Below are 20431 nucleotides of genomic sequence, written 5' to 3' on the forward strand. Positions count from 1 at the left end.
GACGTGAGCGTCGAGTGTGTAGAGGATACCGCCTGCCGAAGAATCCGTTGTGCTGACCATGGCCGCACATGTGATCGCGCCCACATCATGGACGCAGCAGTGAAGCCCCGCCCTGCTTCACGACCACACCCCCAACCATCACAAACCTGACGTCGAGAAGCGTGCGCACATCATCGAGCGGGCTCGTCGCCGTCGCGATCAGATCCGCCGCCATTCCCGGCCTGATCGCACCAACCACCCCGGTCAGCCCACACAGATCCGCGGCATTCACTGTCGCGCTCACGATCGCATCCGACGCCGACATCCCCGCCTCCGTCATGTAGAGAAACTCCCGGGCGTTGATCCCGTGAGCACACACACCGGCATCCGTCCCGAAAGCGATCCGCACACCCGCGCGATGGGCCCTCCCGAACGCCTCCTGGATGACGGGCCCCACCTGCCTCGCCTTCGCAGCGACGGCTGCTGGGTAATACCCTGGAACCGCGGCGTTCTCCTCCACAGTCTTGCCCGCGATGATCGTCGGCACGAGGTACGTGCCGCGCTCTCGCATCAGCTCCAACGCCTCATCATCCAAAAACGTCCCGTGCTCAATCGAGTCCACACCCGCCAGAACCGCCGCCTTGATCCCTCGCGTGCCATGCGCATGACACGCCACCCGCTTCCCGAGAAGATGCGCCGTCTCGACAATCGCACGCAACTCATCGGCAAAGAGCTGCTGTTCAGTGCCCGCGCCGATGTTCGATAGCACCCCTCCCGTCGCCGTCAGCTTGATGCAATCCGCACCCCGCTTCACCTGATGACGCACCGCCCTGCGGCACGCATCCACGCCATCCACAACCCCGTTCGCCGGAGTCGGCACCGGAAACAGGTCGTCTCTGAATCCATTCGTGTCATCGCCGTGTCCCCCAGTTGGCGTGATCCCCTCTCCAGAGACGAGCACACGGGGACCACTCACCTTCCCCGATTCAATCGCATCCCGAAGTGCAAAGACTGCATCACCAGACGAGCCGACGTCACGGACCGTCGTGAATCCGGCCAGCAGAGTCTTATGAGCATTCTCCAGCGCCCGAAAAGCTCGATCGGCATCGGATTCCTGCAGCATCCTCAAACGGATGTCAGCAGTGAACTCCGTCGAAAGATGCACGTGGCAGTCGATCAAGCCCGGCAGCACAAACTGATCGGCAAGATCGATAATCTGGGCAGTCTGGGGGATCGAATCCCCACCCCTCCCGACGTTCTCGATCAATCCACCCCGCACCACGACAACCGCATCTTTGATCGGTGGCTGGCCAGGTTCAGCCAGAAGCCAACCGCACCGTATCACAAGCACGTCTTGGTCCGCACCCTCAGCACGAGCACCCCCCCATGACCCGAACATGATCGATGCGAGTACCCCCACCAACCAACAGCCCACACTTCGTGACATTGACAGACTCCTTGCGTCCCTAGCCAGCATAACAGATCCGAGCCGGCTGCTGCCACCACTGCATAAACGTCCAGAATCACACCCTTCCAATCCTCATCTCTTTATCACACAACAGGTTGCTTTCTACGCCCTAAACCTGTACTTTCTCTGTTGAACACCCTCAGTCCGTGTCGGACGAGGGCAGACACCAATCGGAGAGAGTGACATGAAGAAGTGTGTGCTTGCTGCGGCTTCCATCGCCGCCATCGCCGGAGTTGCCTCCGCCGATGTGTACAACGACAACGTGGGGAACCATCTCGGTGGCGGAGACCTCCACAATTTCTTCGCCAGCCAGGGCTTCAACCACCTGGACATCGTCTCGGTCGAAGTCACCAACGACGCGACGGATCTGTTCTTTGACATCCGCCTTAACGCGGATCTCGATGCAACTTCATGGGGCAACTACATGGTCGCCATGAACACCGGAGCGGGCACCGCAACCGACAACCCCTGGGGACCACGCCCCATCAACTGGGGCACCACGATCAGCCACTGGGTCGGCACCTGGGCTAACGACGGCGGCTCCGGCATCGGTGGTCAGGTTTGGTCACACGATGGCTCTTCTTGGTCTCTGATCTCTGGCCTCTCCGGCTCTGACGACTCTCAGCACGCAGCCGGCCACCAACGCTTCTCCGTTTCCCTTGCAACCCTCGGTCTCGGCGTTGGCGATGTCGTTCTCTTCGATGTCGTTACTTCGGGTGGTGGCGGCGGCGACCCCGGCATCGACCACCTCTCACGCTCAGACTACGCCACCGACAACTGGGGCATGCCCTCAGCTTCCGGCGGTTTCCTCGCCTACACCATCGTCCCCGCCCCCGGCACCGCTATGCTCGCGGGCCTCTGCGGCATGCTCGCTGCACGCCGCCGTCGCTGATCGCCCAACGATCGGTAAACGAGAATGACACGACGAAGCGGCCCTCGGATCTCCGGGGGCCGTTTCTCTTTGCGAGAAACCGCGCTTGACCGTCAGAAATTCGGGGTCGGAGCCCTGAAGTCCGACATGCGGATCGAGCGGAAGTACTCGATCGTCCGCTTCAGGCCCTCTCGCAGCGACACACCGGGCTCCCAGCCGAGATGCTGCCTCGCGAGCGTGATATCCGGCTGCCTCTGGCGCGGGTCGTCCGCCGGAAGCGGCTTCAATTCAAGCTGCGATGAGGAACCCGTCAGCTCGATCACCATCTCCGCGAGCTGGCGGACCGTGAACTCGTGCGGGTTGCCGATGTTCACAGGCCCGACAAAGCTGTCCGGCCCGTTCATCATGCGGATCATCGCCTCAATCAGATCGTCTACGTAGCAGAACGATCGAGACTGCTGGCCATCGCCGAACAGCGTGATGCTCTCTCCGACAAGTGCTTGGCGGATGAAGTTCGAGACCACCCGCCCATCGAATGGATGCATCCTCGGGCCATATGTATTGAAGATCCTCACCACTCGGATGTTCACACGATTCGATCGGTGATAATCAAAGAACAGCGTCTCAGCCGCACGCTTCCCCTCGTCGTAGCACGCCCGAGGACCGATCGGATTCACATTCCCGCGATAACTCTCCGGCTGAGGATGAACGTCCGGATCGCCGTACACCTCGCTCGTAGACGCCTGGAGCACCTTTGCGCGGCACCGCTTTGCCATGCCCAGCACGTTGATCGCACCCATCACCGATGTCTTCATCGTCTTGATCGGGTTGTACTGGTAGTGACCGGGAGCCGCAGGGCAGGCGAGGTTGTAGATCTCGTCCACCTCCAGCCAGAGCGGATGCGTCACATCATGGCGGATCAGCTCGAAGTTCTTTCGCGGGAGCAGATGCTCCACGTTCGACTTCTGACTCGTGAAGAAGTTATCGATGCAGATCACATCGTGACCCTGATCGACCAGACGCTCGCAGAGATGCGAGCCGAGAAAGCCGGCACCGCCGGTCACGAGAATTCGTTTCAGACTCACTGGCGATCTCTCCAACGCCCATGCAGTACCGGGCGATGCGTGCCTCAGTTCCTTCGCGACGACGCGCACAACCAACGCGCGTACGCCTCGACTCCCTCGATCGGGTCGATGCTCGGAGTAAAACCGAGCCCCGATATCGTGGCCGACAGATCGGCACACGTGTAATCCTGATAAAAGGCCCGTATGTTCTCCGGCATGTCGAAGAATTCGACGGGCTGCTCATCCACACCGAGCCCGCAACCCCTCCGAACCGCCTCCGCAACGCTTCCAAACGCCGTCGCCGTTCCGGACCCCACGTTGTAGACGCCCGGCACAGGACGCTTCTTCTCGCCGAGCCCCGCCGCGGCGAGCGTGCAACCAACCACGTCATCAACATGAACCTGATCGCGCGCCTGCGTTCCGTCACGGAAGAGCCGAGGCCGCCCACCGGCATGGATCTGCGCCCACAGCTGGTACGCCATCGACGCCATCCGTCCCTTCCTCGCCTCGCCCGGCCCGAACACATTGAAGTACCGAAGGCCGACTACCCATGGAGATTGTCCGACCTCCTCGCGGTGTGTCTCCGCCCAGGCGCGGTGGTCACACTCCATCAACCACTTGCTGAATCCATACACGTTATTCGGGCAACCCGCGGCCTCGATCGGAAACGCCTTCCGCTCAGACGCCTCGTCCGGCGTGCCGTACGTCGCCGCGCTCGACGCGTACACCAATCGCGTCGCGGTCTGGAGACACGCACCAAGGATCGGGCGGAACGCCTCAGAGTTCTGCTCGATCATCCGACGCTCGTCCGCGACTGTCGTGTCCGTGATCGCCGCGAGATGAAAGACCGCCAACGGCGACGTGTCCTCGATCAGTGTCTCCCAATCGATCTCGTCGCACCCGGACGCGAGCACCTCGCCCGAGAACACACGCTGACCATGCCGGCGGCACATCTCCACGAGATTCGCGTAAGAACCCGACGAAAAATCATCCACGACCACCACGCGAGCTCCGGGCTCGTTCTGGAGCAGCCGAGCCACAAGATTGGAGCCGACAAAACCAGCCCCGCCTGTCACGATGTATGCACTCGCGTTGCCCATCGAACGATCCTAGAAGGCCCGAACCGTCGCGTCAGAGCGGCTGAGCCGGAAGAATGATCGTCTGCCCGGGCCTCAATGAGCGTTCATCCTTCAGACGATCACGATTCGCGTCAAGGATCACCTTCCATCGCGATGACGACCCGTAATGCCGTTGGGCAATGGCGGCAAGCGTGTCGCCCGGCTTCACGACATACTCAGTGCCCCCGCCCACAGCAGGAGCACGCGGCTCAGCCCGAACCTCTCTCCCCTGAATATTCGTAGGATCGAGTGGAATCTGGATCGTGATCCCCTCGCGCAGCCGAGTCGGGTCCTGAAGCGGGTTGGCCCTCGATAGTGCCGACGCATGATCACGCGAGCCCATCTGCCGCAACGCGATCGACTCCATCGTGTCGCCCCTGCGGACCGTGTAGGGCCGGAACCGAGGAGCTAGCACACCCTGCGTCGGCTCTACTCGCCGCTCGGGGGCGGGCTGTGCAACAACGGGCGGCGCAGGTGTCTGCTGAACCACGGGCAATCGCACCGGCTCCCCCGCAGACGGCGCGTCGGTCGGCCGCCCCTCGACAAGCTTCGCGGCACTCGCCTCAGGATCGAACGCGATCCTGCTCGACGAGGGCTGCCACCACCAATAGACAAGTATCCAGACCGCGACAAGAAAGCCGAACCCGATGCTCGCTCGCCGGATCGCGTCCATGCCGACCTCTCACGACTTGGTGCCGCTCAGACTCCTCTGGCTCAGACGCTCGGACTTCTTCGACCAGACAATCGGTGCGCCGACCGCGATCGATGAATACGTGCCGATCGCCACGCCGACAAGCATCGTGAACGCAAACGCTCGCACGCCTGGGCCGCCGAAAGCGTACAGAATCACGATCGCCATCAGCGTCGTGCCCGATGTGATCACCGTTCGGCTGATCGTCTGATTGATCGCGTTATTGATCGCGTCGCGGCTCGCAAACGCGACCTTTCCTCGATTCTCACGGATGCGGTCCATAATGATGATCGTGTCGTTCAGCGAGTACCCGATGATCGTCAACAGCGCGGCGATCAGGTTCAGGTCGATCTTGAACGGCATGATGCCCAGTGACTGCAGCGCGGGCTGAAGCGAGGGAATATCCCACAGGACCTCGGCGAGCGCGACAAATCCCACGCACGTCAGCACGTCATGGAAAAGGCACGCGACCGCAGCCGCAGAGTACAAAGCAGATCCGAATCGCACCCAGATATAGATCGCGATCAGCAGGATGCTCAGAAGGATCGACGCAACCGCCTTCGCCTTGAAATTCTCAGCGACCGCGGCGCTGAAACTCCGCACTTCCGCGAGAGTCGTCGGCGTTGTCAGCGACTCGACAACAAGCCGCCACTCGCGTGTCGCGACTGTCGTCCACCACTGGTCGGGGTTATCGAACGCGCTCGTCGCGGGATCATGCACAAGCACGACCGCCCCCGTCACAGCGTCGGGCGTTCCCGCCAGAACCAGCACATCGCGCTTCCGTGACGTCGTGTCCGAGAAGTCCGGCTGACCGCGGAGTGATTCCAGACGATCCTTGATGTCCTCAAGCGACTGAGGAGGGCTCAGGTTCTCAAGAACTATCGCAACGCCGCCGAGGAAGGGAGTGACGTCGTCGAGAAGACCCGGACGATCGATGCTGTCGCCCAACCTCGGGAACAGAACCTGATACACCGGCGCATCTCTGACGCCCGCGACCTCATCGCGATCAAACGAGAGAGAAGGACGCACGTCGAGCACATCCTGGAACGCCGTCGTCAGAGATTCAACAACGGAGTTCTGATCGGTCACGGTCGTTCGAACGATGAACGTGCTGGAGGTCACGCCGTCGTCTTCCGCATTGATCGGAAGCACCTCCGCGGATCGCATCTGCGCCAGAGAACTGCGTTCTCCCGCTCGCTCACCTATACCTCGCACACGCTCCTCGACCTCGCGCCGGGTCATCGTGTGACGTGTTGACACCTGCTCATCAGCGAGCCCGAACCGAAGCGTGACCTGCACGCCGCCCCTGAACTCGGTGTCGAGCATTCGCTCGCCTCGCACCGCGATCATGACGATCCCGAGCCCGACATACACAACTGAGAAGACGAGGAAAATACCCCGGAGGCGGATCCAGTCAATATTCGGGCTGAGTATCCGGCCGATCGGCTTGATCGCCATCGGCAACATGGATGTCGCCCGCCACCCGCCGTACGTGACCGCGGCATCAAAGATCGTCCGCGTGATCAACAACGCAGAGAAGAGCGTCGCCACAACGCCGATACCCAGCGTGATCGCGAACCCCTTGATCTCCGGCGTGCCCGTGTACGCCAGCACGACGCACACGATCAGGTTCGTCACGTTGCCGTCAAAGATCGAGCTGAACGCCTTGGCATGGCCGAGCTTCACAGCCGTACGCATGTCCTCGCCACGCTGCAGCTCCTCGCGGATACGCTCGAAGATCAGCACGTTCGCGTCGACCGCCATGCCGAACGTCAGGATCACGCCCGCGATACCGGGAAGCGTAAACGCCGCCCTGTTCAACGCCATCGCACCAACAACGATCACGGCCGTGCAGCAGAGACCAAAGACCGCGATACCGCCGCAGAAGAAGTAGTAGACGATCATGAACACGCCGATCGCAGCCAAAGCGATCCGTCCCGCGCTCACGCCCTGACGCAGATTGTCAGCGCCAAGCTCCGGACCAAGCGTGTTCTCGCTGATTGGCTCCGGCGAGAGGCGAGCCGTCAACGACCCAGCCGTCAGCACTCGCACGATATAGGTGATCTCCGCCTGGGAGAAATCACCCATGATGATCCCGGTCTTTGAGATCGGGTTGTTCAGAACCGGCGCGGTGTAGACCTCGTCGTCGAGAAGCACCGCCATCTTGTCGCCGACATGGTCTCGTGTCAGATCCCCGAGTCGCACCGCGCCCCGAGCGTCCATCACGAAACTGATCGCCGGCTTACCGATGTCATCCTGGCTCGCGTACGCGCTCGCCACGCCCCAGGGCCCATCCTCCTGCGTGAGGCGAGTCGTCCGCGTGTTCCAGCAGAGAACATAGACCTCGCCGTCGTACGCCTCCGCGACCATCCCCCGCTGAATCGCGAAGTACGACGCCGGGTCCTGCTCCATCGCACGCTGCTGCGCGATGTTCTGATACCAGTTCTCCAACTGGTTGATCTTGTACCAACCGGCATCGGGTGCCTTCGCGTTCCGAGGCCCGATCCTCCTCAACTCCTCACGCAGAGACTGCTCGGAGGGGTGCTCGCCGACATCGCACACGATGCGGAACGAGAGCACGCCCGCACCTCGAAGCAGACGCTTGAGATCACTCGAATCATCAAGGGTGCGCCGCTCAGATTCGAGCGTCGCGTAAGCCGCCAGAACCTCGTCCAGCTGCGACCCTGCTTCAGGGTGAAGCTCTCGAATCCGTGTCAGTGCACGCGCCCGAGGGCTCGGAAGCGTCACAAAGGTGCCATCCTCGCCCTGCAGCGTGCGAGTCCTGTTGCTCAGCGAGAGCGCCTGCCGGATGTCCTCCGCAGACAGATTCGCCCGCACCGTCTCCGCACGAGCCGACTCGTACTCTCGCTCGCCGGCCGCGACCCCTGCCGCGAGGTCATCCAACTCCGACTCCGGACGCCCCTCCGCCTCCGCACGCCGCAAGCTCTCCCGCGAAGTAGAAGCGGCGTCAAACGCCGCCGCCGCTCGCTCGAGTCTCGCCGCCTGCGCCGAATCCCCGGCAGAGAGTCTCGCGATCTCCGACGCTCGTTCAGTCGGTGCCAGCCGCGCAAGGCGATCAACATCCGCCGCCGTCACCATCCTCGCCCGCACCGCAGCGAGCTTCGCCTCATACGCCGCGGCCAGCTGCTTGACACGCTCGCCCGGCAGCGGCATCGTGACCTCGATGCGATCCCGCCCCTGGGCGGTCATCGAGATCTCCATCATGCCGTTCGGATCGACGCGGTTCTTCAGAACCTCAATCGTCCGATTCAGCACATCCCTGGCGTCGTCGCCGGGCCTGATCTGGACCGCGTAGACAAGACTCACGCCGCCGCGCAGGTCCTTGCCCAGACGGATGTTCTTATCAACCGGAAAGATCGCCGAAACGGCGATGACAAGGATGGCAAGAGAGAAGATCGCGTTGCGGAGAATGTGACGCATAGAGACCGCTCAGGTGTACAGGTATAGGGCCACACGGACCCCCTCAAGACCGGGCAGAAAGGATAGCCCACCGGCAACCGAACGCCCGGTGGCACGCGCTGTCAAACGGTCAGGCACCGGCCCCGGTCGCCTCACGCTGGAAGGCGTTGGGCTTCTCTTCTACAGCCCGATCCGTGCCCCCGGACGACTGAATCACACCCGTGATCGCCGCCTTCGCAAATCGCAGACGCACATTCGAGTTCTCGTCCACTCGGAGCACAACCTCGTCGTTTCTGACCTCGGCAACATGCCCGATGATCCCGCCCACGGTCTGCACCTTGTCGTTCTTCTTGAGCGAAGAGATCAGCTGCTCACGCCGCTTCCGGTCTTTCCGACCCGAGAAAACGGTCATCAATACCATCATGACCAGCATCAGGACGATCATGGTCATGAAGAACGAGCCGCCACCCTGCTGGGCCGCCCCGGTTCGGGGGCCGACTGGCTGCTGCTCCCCAGTGCCAGGAGCCGCCGTCGAAGGTGCCCAGCCCGGCCCAGCCGCTGCATCCTGCATCGCCATCGCCTGCGACGAACCGATCTGGCCAACCCAAGACATCGAGATCACATCGGACATGTGGAAGACCTTTCCTGCGGGATGAACTTCCGCAAGAGCGATGTTAGGGGCGATCAGTCGACCTTGGCGGCAGCCACAGGCCACCGAACGAAAAATCCCGCCCAGCCGCCCCCTGCGATGGCGAAGCGAATATCCGCCATCAAACGCTGGAAGTGCCTTAGGTTGTGGATGCTCACCAGCGTCGGCCCCAGCATCTCCCCCGCCATGAACAGATGCCGTATGTACGCGCGAGAAAATACGCCCCCTCCACCACCGACCGCTCCTGGCAGTGGCCAGCCATGCGCCCCGGGGCTGCACGCGTAGCAGTCACACCCATCCTCAATCGGCCCGTCATCCTCTGCGAACCGCTGGTTCCGGAGCCGGATCTGCCCGGCGCGCGTGAAGGCGTTTGCGTTCCGACCGTTCCGTGTCGGCAGCACACAATCGAACATGTCGATGCCCGCACGAACCGCCTCCACGATGTCCCGCTCATACCCCACACCCATCAGGTATCGAGGCCTCGACTCGGGCAAGAGCGGCGCGGTGTGCCGTACCACCCTCGCGATCTGATCCCCAGACTCGCCCACCGCCACGCCGCCGATCGCATAACCCGGAAGGTCGATCTGGGCGACTCGTTCGGCTGACCACGTCCGCCGATCAAGGTCCGTGCCCCCTTGAACAATGCCGAAGAGCGCTTGCTCAGATACACGCCCATGAGCCCTCGCGCATCTCTCAAGCCAACGGATCGTCCTCTCGTTGGCAGTATCCAGACGCGCCGCGTGGTCGTACGCCCGGCCCCGCTTCTTCCCACCCTGCGCTCGCTCATCCCGGCTCGTCGCCTGCAACAGACGCTCCTGCTCCGGCGCAGCCACCGCCGGATCGATCGAAGGCGGACAGTCATCGAACGCCATGATGATGTCCGCGCCCAACTCGTTCTGCACGTGGATCGCACGCTCCGGAGTCAGACGCACCTCGGAGCCGTCAACGATCGACTTGAACGTCACCCCGTCATCATCCACGCGATTCATCGCCGCCAGCGAGTACGCCTGATACCCGCCCGAATCCGTCAGGATCGGCGCGTTCCAGCCCATGAACCGGTGCACACCTCCACGCCGTGAGATCAGCTCCGAACCCGGACGCAGCATCAGGTGATACGTGTTGTTCAGCAAGATCTGAGCACCCGTCGCCGCGACCTGCTGAGGCAGCACGCCCTTCACCGATCCCCGCGTTCCGACGGGCATGAACGCCGGCGTATCGAACGCGCCGTTCAGCGTCTCAACCCGCCCCACACGCGCACGCGATTCAACGCAACGCGAGAGCACCTGAAATCGCAGCGGTCCGGAACTCACGCGTCAGCCCCGCGCCCGCGTGCAGTCGCCGATCGCAGCGTGCGTCGCTCAGCACCCGTCAGACTGTCCGCACCGGTCGCCCTCACCTTCGCAAGTATCCGATCGATCTCGCGCTCCGCGTCCACACCCGCCCCACCTCGCCCTCGCTGCCCCTGAGGCCTTCGCGAATCAGTGAACACATCGAAAAAATCCCTCAACAGGTGCGAATGGCGGATGAAGTAATACCCCGCGATCGCCCCACCGACATGCGCCGCATCGCCGCCCGCATTTTTCCCGCCCGACAGCAGATTCAGAATCGAGAACAGCACATACCCGTACGCGAACCACGGAAGCGGAATCCCGATCGGGATGAACAGCAACTGCACGCTCTCGCGGGGCTCAAGATACGCACACGCAACGATCACACCGAACACCCCAGCGGACGCTCCGACCAGCGGCATCATCGTCGCATGGAACAGCAGCCCGGGAATCTGGAACGGCAAGACGTTGCCCAGCACATTCAGCAAGAGATACGCCAAGCCGCCGAAAATACCGCACACCAGGTAGAACGCGGCGTACTTCTTGAACCCCAGATTCCTCTCGACCGTGCCACCGAAAAAGTATAACCCGAGCATGTTGAGCAGCAGGTGCGCGAAGTTCGCGTGCAGGAACTGGAACGTCACGAGACGCCAGACCTCCACCCGCTGAAACCCCTGATATGTTGAAAAGTGCCCGAATGCCGTCAGCGGATCCATCATCTGGTACAGCGCAGTCCCGACGATCTGATTCGTACCCTCGATCAGAATCGGACGCCGAAAGTACCCCGACGAAGGAACCGGCGTTCCCGGCGCAACCGGCTGCCCACCGGTCGTCAGCATCTGGTCGAGAATCACCAGTTTCGCCTTCGGCGGGGTGCTCGGATCGATACTCCGCTCGATCAGGACAGGCACGCCCCTCCCAGCAAGCAGGATCCCCAGCACGAAGATCGCGACATTCAGACCGATCAGCCACGCGTTGAAGGACAACAGTCTCAGCGACCCGACGCCAAGACGCATCCGGCCCGATGTCGAGCCGCGAGCCCTCCCCGGATGGCGTGCATAATCACGATCGCTGATGCCCATGCCGATCCCGACCTCCGTTCCGAATAGCAACCATGAGATGCGTCGGCCAATTGTTGACCGGGGTTCCGCATCGCGTGCCCTGACCTCAGCAGATATCGGCGATCGACCCTGATCCGACGTAGAACCCACGTTCAGGCCGAAACCTGTCCTACCTCTCGGCACCCGGCTTCGACGCACGCTCGAGCGTCTGCCGCTCCTTCTTCGTCAGACTCGCCATCCCCTCCCGCGAGATCTTCCCGAGGATCCGGTCGATCTCTTGCTGAAGCCGCGCCCGCTCTTCACGCTGGGCCGCCTGCTTCTTCGCAGCTCTGTCGAACGCCGCCTGCTCCCTACGGCTCGCCTCTGACCGGATCCCGGCCATCGCATATCCCCCCCCATCAGCCATGAATGCCATCCGCTTCCGCTCGACCCAGCATGTCATCCCACCGAACAGAGCGATCGCCATCAACGTGGTCTGGCCGCCCACCATCCCGAGCACAAACAAGCCCGCGGCTCCGACGAGCCCGATCCGCGTCGCGATATCCATCGAACGCTCGTACCCCATCCTCGCCCACAGCAGCGACTGAAGAATCCGCCCGCCATCCAGCGGGAAGACCGGGCACAGCACGTTGAACGCGAGCAGAATCAGATTTGTGTAGTACGCCCACCACAGCGCAACCATACCCCAACTGTCGAGAATCCCCAGCGGAACACGCGGCTGGAACGGGTTGAAGACCACGCTCCCCCACCCCTGACCAAACGCCAGCAGCAGGCCCCCAAGCACCGGCAGAAGCACCACATTCACCAGCGGCCCGCCCACGGCCGTCACCAGGTGCGCCCTCCAGTGGCGCGGCGGGTTACACGACGCAAGCCCGCCAAGTGGCCACATCAGAATCTCATCCGCCTCACCCTGAACCCAGCGGCACGCGAAGCAGTGCCCGAACTCATGCAGCAGAACCAACACAAACAGCAACCCCATACCCATCAGCATGTGGCCGACACCCATGGTCGCGCTCGAAGCCGACCAGATCAGCTTCATGATGATCAGCAGAATGAAGAGGACGTGGACCTTGACGCGGATCTGGAACGCCGTGAACAGCGGCACCGCCCACGAAAACGGATTCTCTCCGTCGCCAAAGACACGCCTCAGCCAGTTCCCCCGGCCAGAGCCGCCCCGCTGATAGTCCCGATCCTGCCAACCCATGGCTCGTTCCTACAGCATGCCCCGACGCGCCGCCGCCAGAAGACACACAATCGACTTCCCATCGGCCAGATCGCCGCTCTCGATCATCGCAAGCACACGCGCAACGGGCACGAGCTCAATCGTCATCCACTCATCCGGCTCCGGACGTGCGCCCACATGGACAAGTCCGTGCGCGGCGTAGGCCCACATGATCTCATCAGTCATCCCTGGCGTCGTGTAGAAGCGACAGATCGGCGCCAGATGCTGCGCCGAATAGCCGGTCTCCTCAACCAACTCCCTGTGCGCTGTCACCTCGACCGGCTCGCCCCGCTCAATCGTGCCAGCCGGCAACTCCCAGATCACCTTGCCGTGCTCACCCAGTAACGGGCGATAGTTGCGGATCATGACCACAACCCGACCGTCCTGCGTGTCCATGATCGGAAGCAGCACGACCGCGCCCGGATGCTTGATGCCAGCAACCTCATAGGTCGCGCTGCCACGCTCGACAGTGACAGATTCATACGAGAATTTGCGCGTCTGGTGGATGGTCTCCCGAGAGACAACCCGACCCGGCGAACCATCCATGCGTGCCGTGGATTCCATTGCCGGATTGTACCGAGACTCCGTCTCACGGTGCCGATCCACCCCGGGTATCAACCCCGCCGCCAGGTCCGGCTGCCGTACACCGCCTGATCCCCGAGGATCTCCGAAATCCGGATCAGCTGGTTGTACTTCGCATTCCTGTCCGAACGGCACGGAGCCCCGGTCTTGATCTGCCCGCAGTTCGTCGCGACGCAGATATCCGCGATCGTCGAATCCTCGGTTTCCCCCGATCGATGGCTGAGCACCGCCGAATAGCCGTTCCGCATCGCCAGATCTACGGCCGCGAACGTCTCGCTCAACGTTCCGATCTGGTTCACCTTGACGAGAATCGCGTTCGCGCATCCCTCGCGAAGCCCACGCTCGAGGAACTTCGGATTCGTCACAAACAAGTCGTCGCCGACCAATTGCGTCGTCTTGCCGAGCCGTTCCGTCAGCTTCTTCCATCCCGCCCAGTCGTTCTCCGCAAGCCCGTCCTCGATCGACCGGATCGGATACTTGCGGCACCACTCGGCCCACATATCCACCATCTGATCGCTGGTCAGGATCTCCTGGCTGCTCTTGAACAGCTTGTACCCCTGCTTGCCGTCCTTCGCCGCTTCGGTCCAGCACTCGCTCGCCGCCGGATCGAGCGCGACGAACACCTGCTCACCCCACTTATAGCCGGCCTTCCCCACCGCCTCCTCAATGATCTTCAACGCATCCTCGTTGGCCTTGAGATTCGGCGCGAATCCGCCCTCATCGCCGACCGCCGTCGAAAGCCCACGCCCGTGCAGAACCTTCTTCAGCGCGTGATAAATCTCGACACCCGCCCGCAGCCCCTCATCGAACGTCTCAAAGCCCCACGGCTGCACCATGAACTCCTGGAAATCCACCGTGTTGTCCGCGTGCTTCCCGCCGTTCAGAATGTTCAGCATCGGAACCGGCAACGTCCGCGCACCAGTCCCACCGAGATACCGGAACAGCGGCAAGTCCGAGGCATCCGCCGCGGCACGGGCGCACGCCATCGAAACCCCGAGCATCGCGTTCGCGCCAAGCTCCGATTTATTCGGCGTCCCGTCCATCTCGATCATCAACGCATCGATCCCCTCCTGATCGCGCGCATCCAGCCCCTCGACCGCCTCCGCGATCCGGTCGTTCACGTTCTCCACGGCCTTCAGCACACCCTTGCCGAGGTACACCCCAGCCACACCGTCACGCAGCTCGACCGCCTCGTTCTCGCCGGTCGACGCGCCGGACGGCACCGCGGCCCGACCGACCGTGCCGCCGCTCAACGCGACCTCGACCTCAACCGTCGGGTTTCCTCGAGAGTCGAGAATCTGGCGTGCGTGGACAAACTCGATGTCAAAGGGCATGTGAAAACCTCCAGATATGCCCGCGGCACAGAGCGGCACGCCGAGCGAGTGACAAGACTAGGTCGCTTCCTCGACTTCCGGTGCGCCCCGATCGCTCGCAAACGGGTAAGATCACGCTACAGAACACCCCTATGCCAACCACACCCGAAGGTTTCGCGAATCGGATCGACGGACTCCGCCAAGACCTTGCGGCACAGGCACGCCGCGTACAGGCATTGGTCGAGTGCGCGTTCGATTCGTTCTTCTCACGCGATCAACAGCGGGCCGCTTCCGTCCCCCGGCTCGACGACGAGATCGATCGCATCGATGTCGAGCTCGAGCGGGCATCGGTCTCGCTCCTCGCCGACGCGACAAGCCAGGGCGCACAGCTCGATCAACTCCAGCTCCGCCACGTTCTGACGATCGTGAAGGTCAACAACGAACTCGAACGTATCGCCGATGTCGGAGTCGCCATCGCCGAAGCCGTCTCCCGTGTGCCGGCCGCGATGCCGGTCTGCCCCCCGACACTGCGTGTGATGACCAACAGCGTCGTCGGCATCGTCCGAGATGTCGGGCTCGCCGTCGATCGCACCGACGCACGCCTCGCCAAGGTCGTGCTCCAGAGCGAGGACGCAGTCGCCGCGTTCAAGGCCGCGCTGCTCCGCAACGCCGAAGACCAGATCGCCTCTGGCAAGATGTCCGTTGACTTCGCGTTCGTGATCCACGAACTGGCAACCCGATGCGAAGACATCGCCGACCACTGCACCAACATCGCCGAGCAGGTCCTCTACCTCGCCACGGGCACGATCGTCCGCCACCAGGAAGGCCACTGGGTCGAGATCCCACCGGCATCAGACTGACCGCATCGCCCCGCCGATCATCTCACTGCTTCGGCGCCTTGTAGAAAGGCATCGGCACCAAACGGCCCTCAAGCACGCCCCGGCCAGTGTCGATCTGCACACCCGCACCATCGGCCACGGCGGCCGTTTCCAGGAAAGCCATCGCGATCGGCTTGCCGAGCGTCGGGCTCAGGCACGCGCTCGTCACCGTGCCCACGCCTCGTCCAGCAACGAGCACCGCGTTCCCCTGCCTCGCCGTTCGCCTTCCCTCGATCTCAATCCCGACCAGCTTGCTTCTCGGCCCCCCCTCGTCGCGCGTCCGCCGAAGGGCATCTTGGCCCACGAACGGCAGACCGCCCTCTTCCTTGTCCTTGTCCATCGCGATCGCAAAGTCAACGCCGCACGAGAGCGCGTTGATCTCCTCGCCCAGCTCGTGACCATACAGCGGCATCGAGGCCTCAAGACGCAGCGTGTCGCGAGCCCCGAGCCCCGCCGGCTTCACCCGCGCCTCCGCCTCCTTCATGTTCACGTCTTTCAGCAGCAGCTTCATCGCAAGCCCCACCATCCCCGCCGGCAGGATCACCTCTACGCCATCCTCTCCCGTGTACCCCGTGCGGCTCACAATCAGCTTCGCGATAACCAGGTTCTTGATCGCAAATCGATAACGCTTCAGCGTCGGAACCTCAGAACTGACCCGCGAGATCAGCTCCATCACCTTCGGACCCTGCAACGCGACCATCGCCGACGACAGTGTGTCATCTGAGACCTTCGCGACGAGATTGTCCGCAGCCCGAACCTTCTCCACGTGCCCGACAATCTTCTCGCGGTTCGCGCCGTTCACCACGACGAGAAAGTCATCCTCCTCGACCCGCATCACGATCACATCGTCACGGACACCGCCACTCTCGTTGCACATCAGCGAATAGCGGCACTGCCCCTGGCTCATGTCGCCGATCCGACGCGTACAAAGCCGCTCGAGAAGCCGCCTGGCGTGCCGTCCCGTAAACCGCAGCCGCCCCATGTGCGAGACGTCGAACAACCCGCCGGAGCTGCGCACCTGGTGGTGCTCCTCGTGGATGCCCGAGTAGTATATGGGCATCTCCCAGCCGGCGAAGTCGACCATCTTCGCGCCATACTCAACGTGAAAGTCATGCAATGGTGTCCGCTGCAAGGGCTCACTCCTGACGGTTTCGTACGGCAACGACCGAAGAACGCTCGACGCGTGGCCCACACGCTACACCGGCCGACCCCGCATCGCCACCCCCGCATGGATTCCGCATCAAGGGCCGGAAAGCCAGTCGCAGTTGTCGATCAGCCGCACCGCCCCCACCCTCGCCGCGATCAAGGCGCGTGAGCCGCCCGCCTCTCGCCTCTTCCAGGGCTCTTCGACCTTCAACGTCTCCGCCTCTCTGACGACAGCGTACTCAACCTCGACCCCTCGAGACCGAAGCACATCCTGCATCGCGTGCTCTGCGTCCCCGACCGACTCCGCTTGAGAGGCCGCAACGAGCGCCGCGTGCAGCGACAAGGCCTTGTCGCGATCCGCTCGATCGAGAAATCGATTCCGGCTGCTCATCGCGAGCCCGTCTGATTCCCTCACCGTAGGCGAAGGACGGATCTCAACATCCAAGCACTCCTGTGCAACCATCGCCCTCACGACCTGCAACTGCTGCCAATCCTTCTCCCCGAAGATCGCAACCGATGGACGCATCAATCCAAAGAACCGCTTCACGACCTGGCACACACCCGCGAAGTGCCCCGGCCTGAAGCGATCCTCAAGCCCCGGCTCTGTCGCCACAGCGGGAAGTGCCGGAATGTCTATCTCTACCCCGGGCGGATACACCACATCGGCGTCCGGAGCGAACACCGCCGACGCGCCGCAACGCTCGCTCAAACCGACATCACTCTCGAGCGTCCTCGGATACCTGTCAAGATCCGATCTGTCATTGAACTGCGTCGGGTTCACGAACACCCACACGACGCACCCCGCCCGTGTCCCACGCTCGCGCGCGATCGCCGCGCCACGCTCCACAAGACTCGCGTGCCCCAGGTGCAGCGCACCCATCGTCGGAACCACAACAGGACCACCCGACGACGCCCATCCGAGCCCGTCAAGCCAGCTCTCCATCTCACCCGCTGTACGGAGCACACGCATGCACACAAGAGTCCGGGGCCATCACCCCAGGAGTCAAGCCCCCATCCAAACTGGCCTGCATTCCTTACCGAGCAGCGCTCAGCCGCCGGATGATCGCGTCGAGCCAGTCGCGGATCGGCCGATCCTCCGGAACCTCAAGCAGATCCAGCTCCACGCGGCACAACCCATCGCCCTCGTACTCGCACGCCCGAACCCTGCCGAACAGAGGCACCGGCGTCGAATCGATCAGATGGACCGCCACAACAACCAGCCGCCCCGGATAGCACATCCGCCGAGACATGAAGGTAAGCACCGAGCGATCCAACTCACGCCCCCGGGCCCCCCACGTCGACACCGGGCGGCCTCGATCATCCAGTTCCGCGACATCCAGCTCCGCCTCGAACCGATGCCCCTTTCGAGAACGCGAAGGGCCACTCCCGGGCTTCTTCGATGCGACCTCCCCCTCAACCGAGCGCCTCCCCTCACTCGATGAAGGCGGCGGCGCAACCCACGACGAGACCGGCTCGTCGTCATCCAGGAAACTGACTTGCTTCTCAGAGTCCGCGGGCTTCATGGTGGATCACTCCCATGTATCACATATCGACACCGGCGGATCCGCAATGCTCCAAACCGCTCGATCAGCCATCGCACCCCGCCTCCCTACACTGCGCAGGCATGACCCGTGGCGGCGACAACGAAGTTACCGGACGACGAGGACCACAGGTACACCTCCTGATTGCCACGCACACAACACGCCACCTCGACACCTGCCTCGCGTCTCTCAGCATCCTCTCCCCGCTCCCGGACGCCGTCACAGTCACGTGCGATGTCTCCAGCACCGAGATCGAACAGCTCCTCGACCAGGTATGGCCGAGAGTCTGCGCGTCGATTGCCCGTTCAAATCGCCCCCCCCCGCCGCTCTTCCATGTCTCACGCCCCCACCAAGGCCGAGCTCGCCTGAACCAGGTGCGCAACAACGGGGTGCGCGCCATCCTCTCTCACGGAGGCCGATCCGAAGACCTCCTCATCGTCATCGACGGCGACATGGCCCTCGCCCCCGATGCGATCGAGTCCTACCAGCGGCACCTTGAGAACAAAGCCGACGTCGTTGTTCCCTACAGAATCAACCTCACCGAGGACGCAACCGGCTTACTTACCGCCGACCTCTTTCTGAACACACCCCAGGACGCCGCCGCCCTCCTGACGCCGAACAGTGAGCAGGCACAGTCACTCGTAGCCCGCGACGCCCGATACAAACGCCAACTCTGGCAGAAGCGTTGGCTGCCCCTGATCGGCAAGCGACACAAGCCCAAGCTCCTCGGTGGCCACCACGCCGTGCGCCTCGGCCCACTCATCGAGATCAACGGCTACGACGAGGAGTACACGGGGTACGGTTACGACGACGACGATCTCGCACGCCGCCTCCACCAGCGAGGCGGACTCAGATGGGCAATCGCCGTCGCATCGATCCCCGCCTTCCACCTCTGGCACCCGACCAGGGCACCCGCAAGCCCCACCCGCGCCGAGGGATACACAAGATTCAGTCGGCCCGATCTTCCTGTCCGAGCCGTTCGCGGGATCGAGAACCCGATCGATCAGCCCCAGCCGAGAATGCGGCGGGTCGCCGGACTCGAGACGGCCGCGTGTCACGAACCGCCCACCCGCTCCACAGACACCGCACGAGACTTCGCATCGCGAACAAAAGAGCCCAACTCGGCCTGAACCCCTCCATGCTCGCGAGCGATCGAGGCGGCCGCGCGTACAGATCACCCCCACAACACGGGCACTGATACGTTGCCCACCAGCGCCGCCGCTGGAGCCCCCTGCCCATGTCGCCACACATCACGCATCGCGCACGCGTGTAGCGTCTCCACCATTCAAGAACTCTCTCCACGGCGTCGTAATCTACCAGCACGCCCGCGCCGGCAAAAGACGACCGTACTGCGAACAGCCGAATCTTTGCAGAGACATACCCTCCACCCGTGAGCATCGATTTCAGAATCTGGGCTACACATCTCGAATCTCTGGCGAACCCCGTTGTTCCCGAACTCCCTCAATCGCCGGAGTCAACGCCGCATGCGCGCCTCGCGTTCGCCGTCTCCTTCCGAGACGAGAACCAGAGCCGACTTCCAACCGATCTCCCCTTGATTGCCCATCTTCTCGACATCCCCACCCCCTCAGACTCACCGGCCACGCTCACCCAGAACCTTGCCGAATCACTGTTTATTCGTCCGGATCTCACCATCTGGGAGTCCCTCGCTCGACCCGGCTCGCCGCTGCCTGCCGACCTCATCGACGCTGACGGGCCGTTCGCGCCGACATTCCGCGAGCAGGGAATCGAGGCATGGACCGAGGTCGAACTCTCATCACTCCACGCCCTCACCGCGTTCGCGGTCACGCGGAACGACGGGCAAGTGATGAACCGCTGCCTCTCATCGGTCCTCTGGCACCTCGACAACATGCAGCCCGACAACGGCACGAACCGCCCCTGGGCACTCCACGCCTTCGCCCTCTTCGCCGACCAGCACCCCGACGCTGCATTGCACGCACAGACACTCGTGCACAACGCCTGCGTGCAACGTGGCCGCCCGGACAAACGCTCCGCGCTCATCCTGCTGCACTGCGCCAAAGTCATGCGGCACGCCGATCGAGCACGCTGAGCCGCTCGCTCAGCACGCACCAACCCAGTATC

17 protein-coding genes and 1 pseudogene are annotated in these 20431 nt (G+C 63.0%); 4 read left to right on the forward strand and 14 right to left on the reverse strand.

The annotated features are described in order from the left end of the window. Window positions 1-85 precede the first annotated feature (85 nt). Window positions 86-1426, reverse strand: coding sequence for an amidohydrolase family protein (locus tag KF838_06660; protein ID QYK49528.1), 1341 nt, complete (start codon window positions 1424-1426; stop codon window positions 86-88). 205 nt (window positions 1427-1631) lie between these two features. Here KF838_06660 and KF838_06665 point away from each other — a divergent pair, with 205 nt between their 5' ends. Next, window positions 1632-2339 (forward strand): hypothetical protein, encoded by a 708-nt coding sequence (locus tag KF838_06665; GenBank protein ID QYK49529.1) that lies wholly within the window; start codon window positions 1632-1634, stop codon window positions 2337-2339. Between the two features lie 92 nt (window positions 2340-2431). Here the strand turns inward: KF838_06665 and KF838_06670 are convergent, their stop codons facing one another. The 10 genes and pseudogenes from KF838_06670 to eno all read right to left on the reverse strand — a co-directional run bounded on the left by KF838_06670 (window position 2432) and on the right by eno (window position 14787). Next, window positions 2432-3418, reverse strand: a complete 987-nt coding sequence (locus tag KF838_06670; GenBank protein ID QYK49818.1) for an SDR family oxidoreductase — start codon at window positions 3416-3418, stop codon at window positions 2432-2434. A 29-nt stretch (window positions 3419-3447) separates the two neighbouring features. Beyond that, a complete protein-coding gene (locus tag KF838_06675) occupies window positions 3448-4482 on the reverse strand; it encodes an NAD-dependent epimerase/dehydratase family protein (GenBank protein ID QYK49530.1) in 1035 nt (344 codons plus the stop codon). A gap of 31 nt (window positions 4483-4513) precedes the next feature. Next, complete coding sequence (locus KF838_06680) at window positions 4514-5173, reverse strand: LysM peptidoglycan-binding domain-containing protein (protein QYK49531.1); 660 nt, start codon at window positions 5171-5173, stop codon at window positions 4514-4516. Window positions 5174-5182: 9 nt separating this feature from the next. After that, window positions 5183-8632, reverse strand: a complete 3450-nt coding sequence (gene secD, locus KF838_06685; protein QYK49532.1) for a protein translocase subunit SecD — start codon at window positions 8630-8632, stop codon at window positions 5183-5185. Window positions 8633-8741: 109 nt separating this feature from the next. Beyond that, window positions 8742-9242, reverse strand: coding sequence for a preprotein translocase subunit YajC (gene yajC / locus KF838_06690; protein QYK49533.1), 501 nt, complete (start codon window positions 9240-9242; stop codon window positions 8742-8744). A gap of 53 nt (window positions 9243-9295) precedes the next feature. Continuing rightward, window positions 9296-10513 (reverse strand): annotated as a pseudogene (locus KF838_06695) (queuine tRNA-ribosyltransferase). 53 nt (window positions 10514-10566) lie between these two features. Next, on the reverse strand, window positions 10567-11670 hold the full coding sequence (locus KF838_06700) for a rhomboid family intramembrane serine protease (GenBank protein ID QYK49534.1): 1104 nt from the start codon (window positions 11668-11670) through the stop codon (window positions 10567-10569). Window positions 11671-11818: 148 nt separating this feature from the next. Next, window positions 11819-12853 (reverse strand): hypothetical protein, encoded by a 1035-nt coding sequence (locus KF838_06705; protein QYK49535.1) that lies wholly within the window; start codon window positions 12851-12853, stop codon window positions 11819-11821. A 9-nt stretch (window positions 12854-12862) separates the two neighbouring features. Next, window positions 12863-13435 (reverse strand): NUDIX hydrolase, encoded by a 573-nt coding sequence (locus tag KF838_06710; protein QYK49536.1) that lies wholly within the window; start codon window positions 13433-13435, stop codon window positions 12863-12865. 50 nt (window positions 13436-13485) lie between these two features. Continuing rightward, window positions 13486-14787 (reverse strand): phosphopyruvate hydratase, encoded by a 1302-nt coding sequence (gene eno / locus KF838_06715; protein ID QYK49537.1) that lies wholly within the window; start codon window positions 14785-14787, stop codon window positions 13486-13488. A gap of 131 nt (window positions 14788-14918) precedes the next feature. Between eno and KF838_06720 the strand changes: the two genes are divergently transcribed. Beyond that, window positions 14919-15626: a hypothetical protein gene (locus KF838_06720; GenBank protein ID QYK49538.1), complete on the forward strand. Its 708-nt coding sequence runs from the start codon at window positions 14919-14921 to the stop codon at window positions 15624-15626. A gap of 22 nt (window positions 15627-15648) precedes the next feature. Here KF838_06720 and gcvT read toward each other — a convergent pair whose 3' ends face one another. The 3 genes from gcvT to KF838_06735 all read right to left on the reverse strand — a co-directional run bounded on the left by gcvT (window position 15649) and on the right by KF838_06735 (window position 18313). Next, complete coding sequence (gcvT, locus tag KF838_06725; protein QYK49539.1) at window positions 15649-16776, reverse strand: glycine cleavage system aminomethyltransferase GcvT; 1128 nt, start codon at window positions 16774-16776, stop codon at window positions 15649-15651. Window positions 16777-16884: 108 nt separating this feature from the next. Further along, window positions 16885-17760: a pantoate--beta-alanine ligase gene (panC, locus tag KF838_06730; protein QYK49540.1), complete on the reverse strand. Its 876-nt coding sequence runs from the start codon at window positions 17758-17760 to the stop codon at window positions 16885-16887. Between the two features lie 64 nt (window positions 17761-17824). Then, a complete protein-coding gene (locus KF838_06735; GenBank protein QYK49541.1) occupies window positions 17825-18313 on the reverse strand; it encodes a hypothetical protein in 489 nt (162 codons plus the stop codon). 101 nt (window positions 18314-18414) lie between these two features. On the opposite strand from KF838_06735, the gene KF838_06740 reads away from it, so the two are divergent. After that, complete coding sequence (locus KF838_06740) at window positions 18415-19461, forward strand: hypothetical protein (protein ID QYK49542.1); 1047 nt, start codon at window positions 18415-18417, stop codon at window positions 19459-19461. 260 nt (window positions 19462-19721) lie between these two features. Next, window positions 19722-20399, forward strand: a complete 678-nt coding sequence (locus KF838_06745) for a hypothetical protein (GenBank protein ID QYK49543.1) — start codon at window positions 19722-19724, stop codon at window positions 20397-20399. Window positions 20400-20431 lie beyond the last annotated feature (32 nt).

Source organism: Phycisphaeraceae bacterium, assembly GCA_019454185.1.
GTDB lineage: Bacteria > Planctomycetota > Phycisphaerae > Phycisphaerales > UBA1924 > JAHBWV01.

What these genes read in the sequence shown, in the direction of transcription:
- KF838_06660 (QYK49528.1), bottom strand. Translation starts at nt 1,426, where the DNA reads ATGTCACGAAGTGTGGGCTGTTGGTTGGTGGGGGTACTCGCATCGATC.
- KF838_06680 (QYK49531.1), bottom strand. Translation starts at nt 5,173, where the DNA reads ATGGACGCGATCCGGCGAGCGAGCATCGGGTTCGGCTTTCTTGTCGCG.
- eno (QYK49537.1), bottom strand. Translation starts at nt 14,787, where the DNA reads ATGCCCTTTGACATCGAGTTTGTCCACGCACGCCAGATTCTCGACTCT.
- KF838_06705 (QYK49535.1), bottom strand. Translation starts at nt 12,853, where the DNA reads ATGGGTTGGCAGGATCGGGACTATCAGCGGGGCGGCTCTGGCCGGGGG.
- secD (QYK49532.1), bottom strand. Translation starts at nt 8,632, where the DNA reads ATGCGTCACATTCTCCGCAACGCGATCTTCTCTCTTGCCATCCTTGTC.
- KF838_06665 (QYK49529.1), top strand. Translation starts at nt 1,632, where the DNA reads ATGAAGAAGTGTGTGCTTGCTGCGGCTTCCATCGCCGCCATCGCCGGA.
- KF838_06720 (QYK49538.1), top strand. Translation starts at nt 14,919, where the DNA reads ATGCCAACCACACCCGAAGGTTTCGCGAATCGGATCGACGGACTCCGC.
- KF838_06700 (QYK49534.1), bottom strand. Translation starts at nt 11,670, where the DNA reads ATGGGCATCAGCGATCGTGATTATGCACGCCATCCGGGGAGGGCTCGC.
- KF838_06675 (QYK49530.1), bottom strand. Translation starts at nt 4,482, where the DNA reads ATGGGCAACGCGAGTGCATACATCGTGACAGGCGGGGCTGGTTTTGTC.
- KF838_06735 (QYK49541.1), bottom strand. Translation starts at nt 18,313, where the DNA reads ATGAAGCCCGCGGACTCTGAGAAGCAAGTCAGTTTCCTGGATGACGAC.
- panC (QYK49540.1), bottom strand. Translation starts at nt 17,760, where the DNA reads ATGCGTGTGCTCCGTACAGCGGGTGAGATGGAGAGCTGGCTTGACGGG.
- KF838_06710 (QYK49536.1), bottom strand. Translation starts at nt 13,435, where the DNA reads ATGGAATCCACGGCACGCATGGATGGTTCGCCGGGTCGGGTTGTCTCT.
- KF838_06740 (QYK49542.1), top strand. Translation starts at nt 18,415, where the DNA reads ATGACCCGTGGCGGCGACAACGAAGTTACCGGACGACGAGGACCACAG.
- yajC (QYK49533.1), bottom strand. Translation starts at nt 9,242, where the DNA reads ATGTCCGATGTGATCTCGATGTCTTGGGTTGGCCAGATCGGTTCGTCG.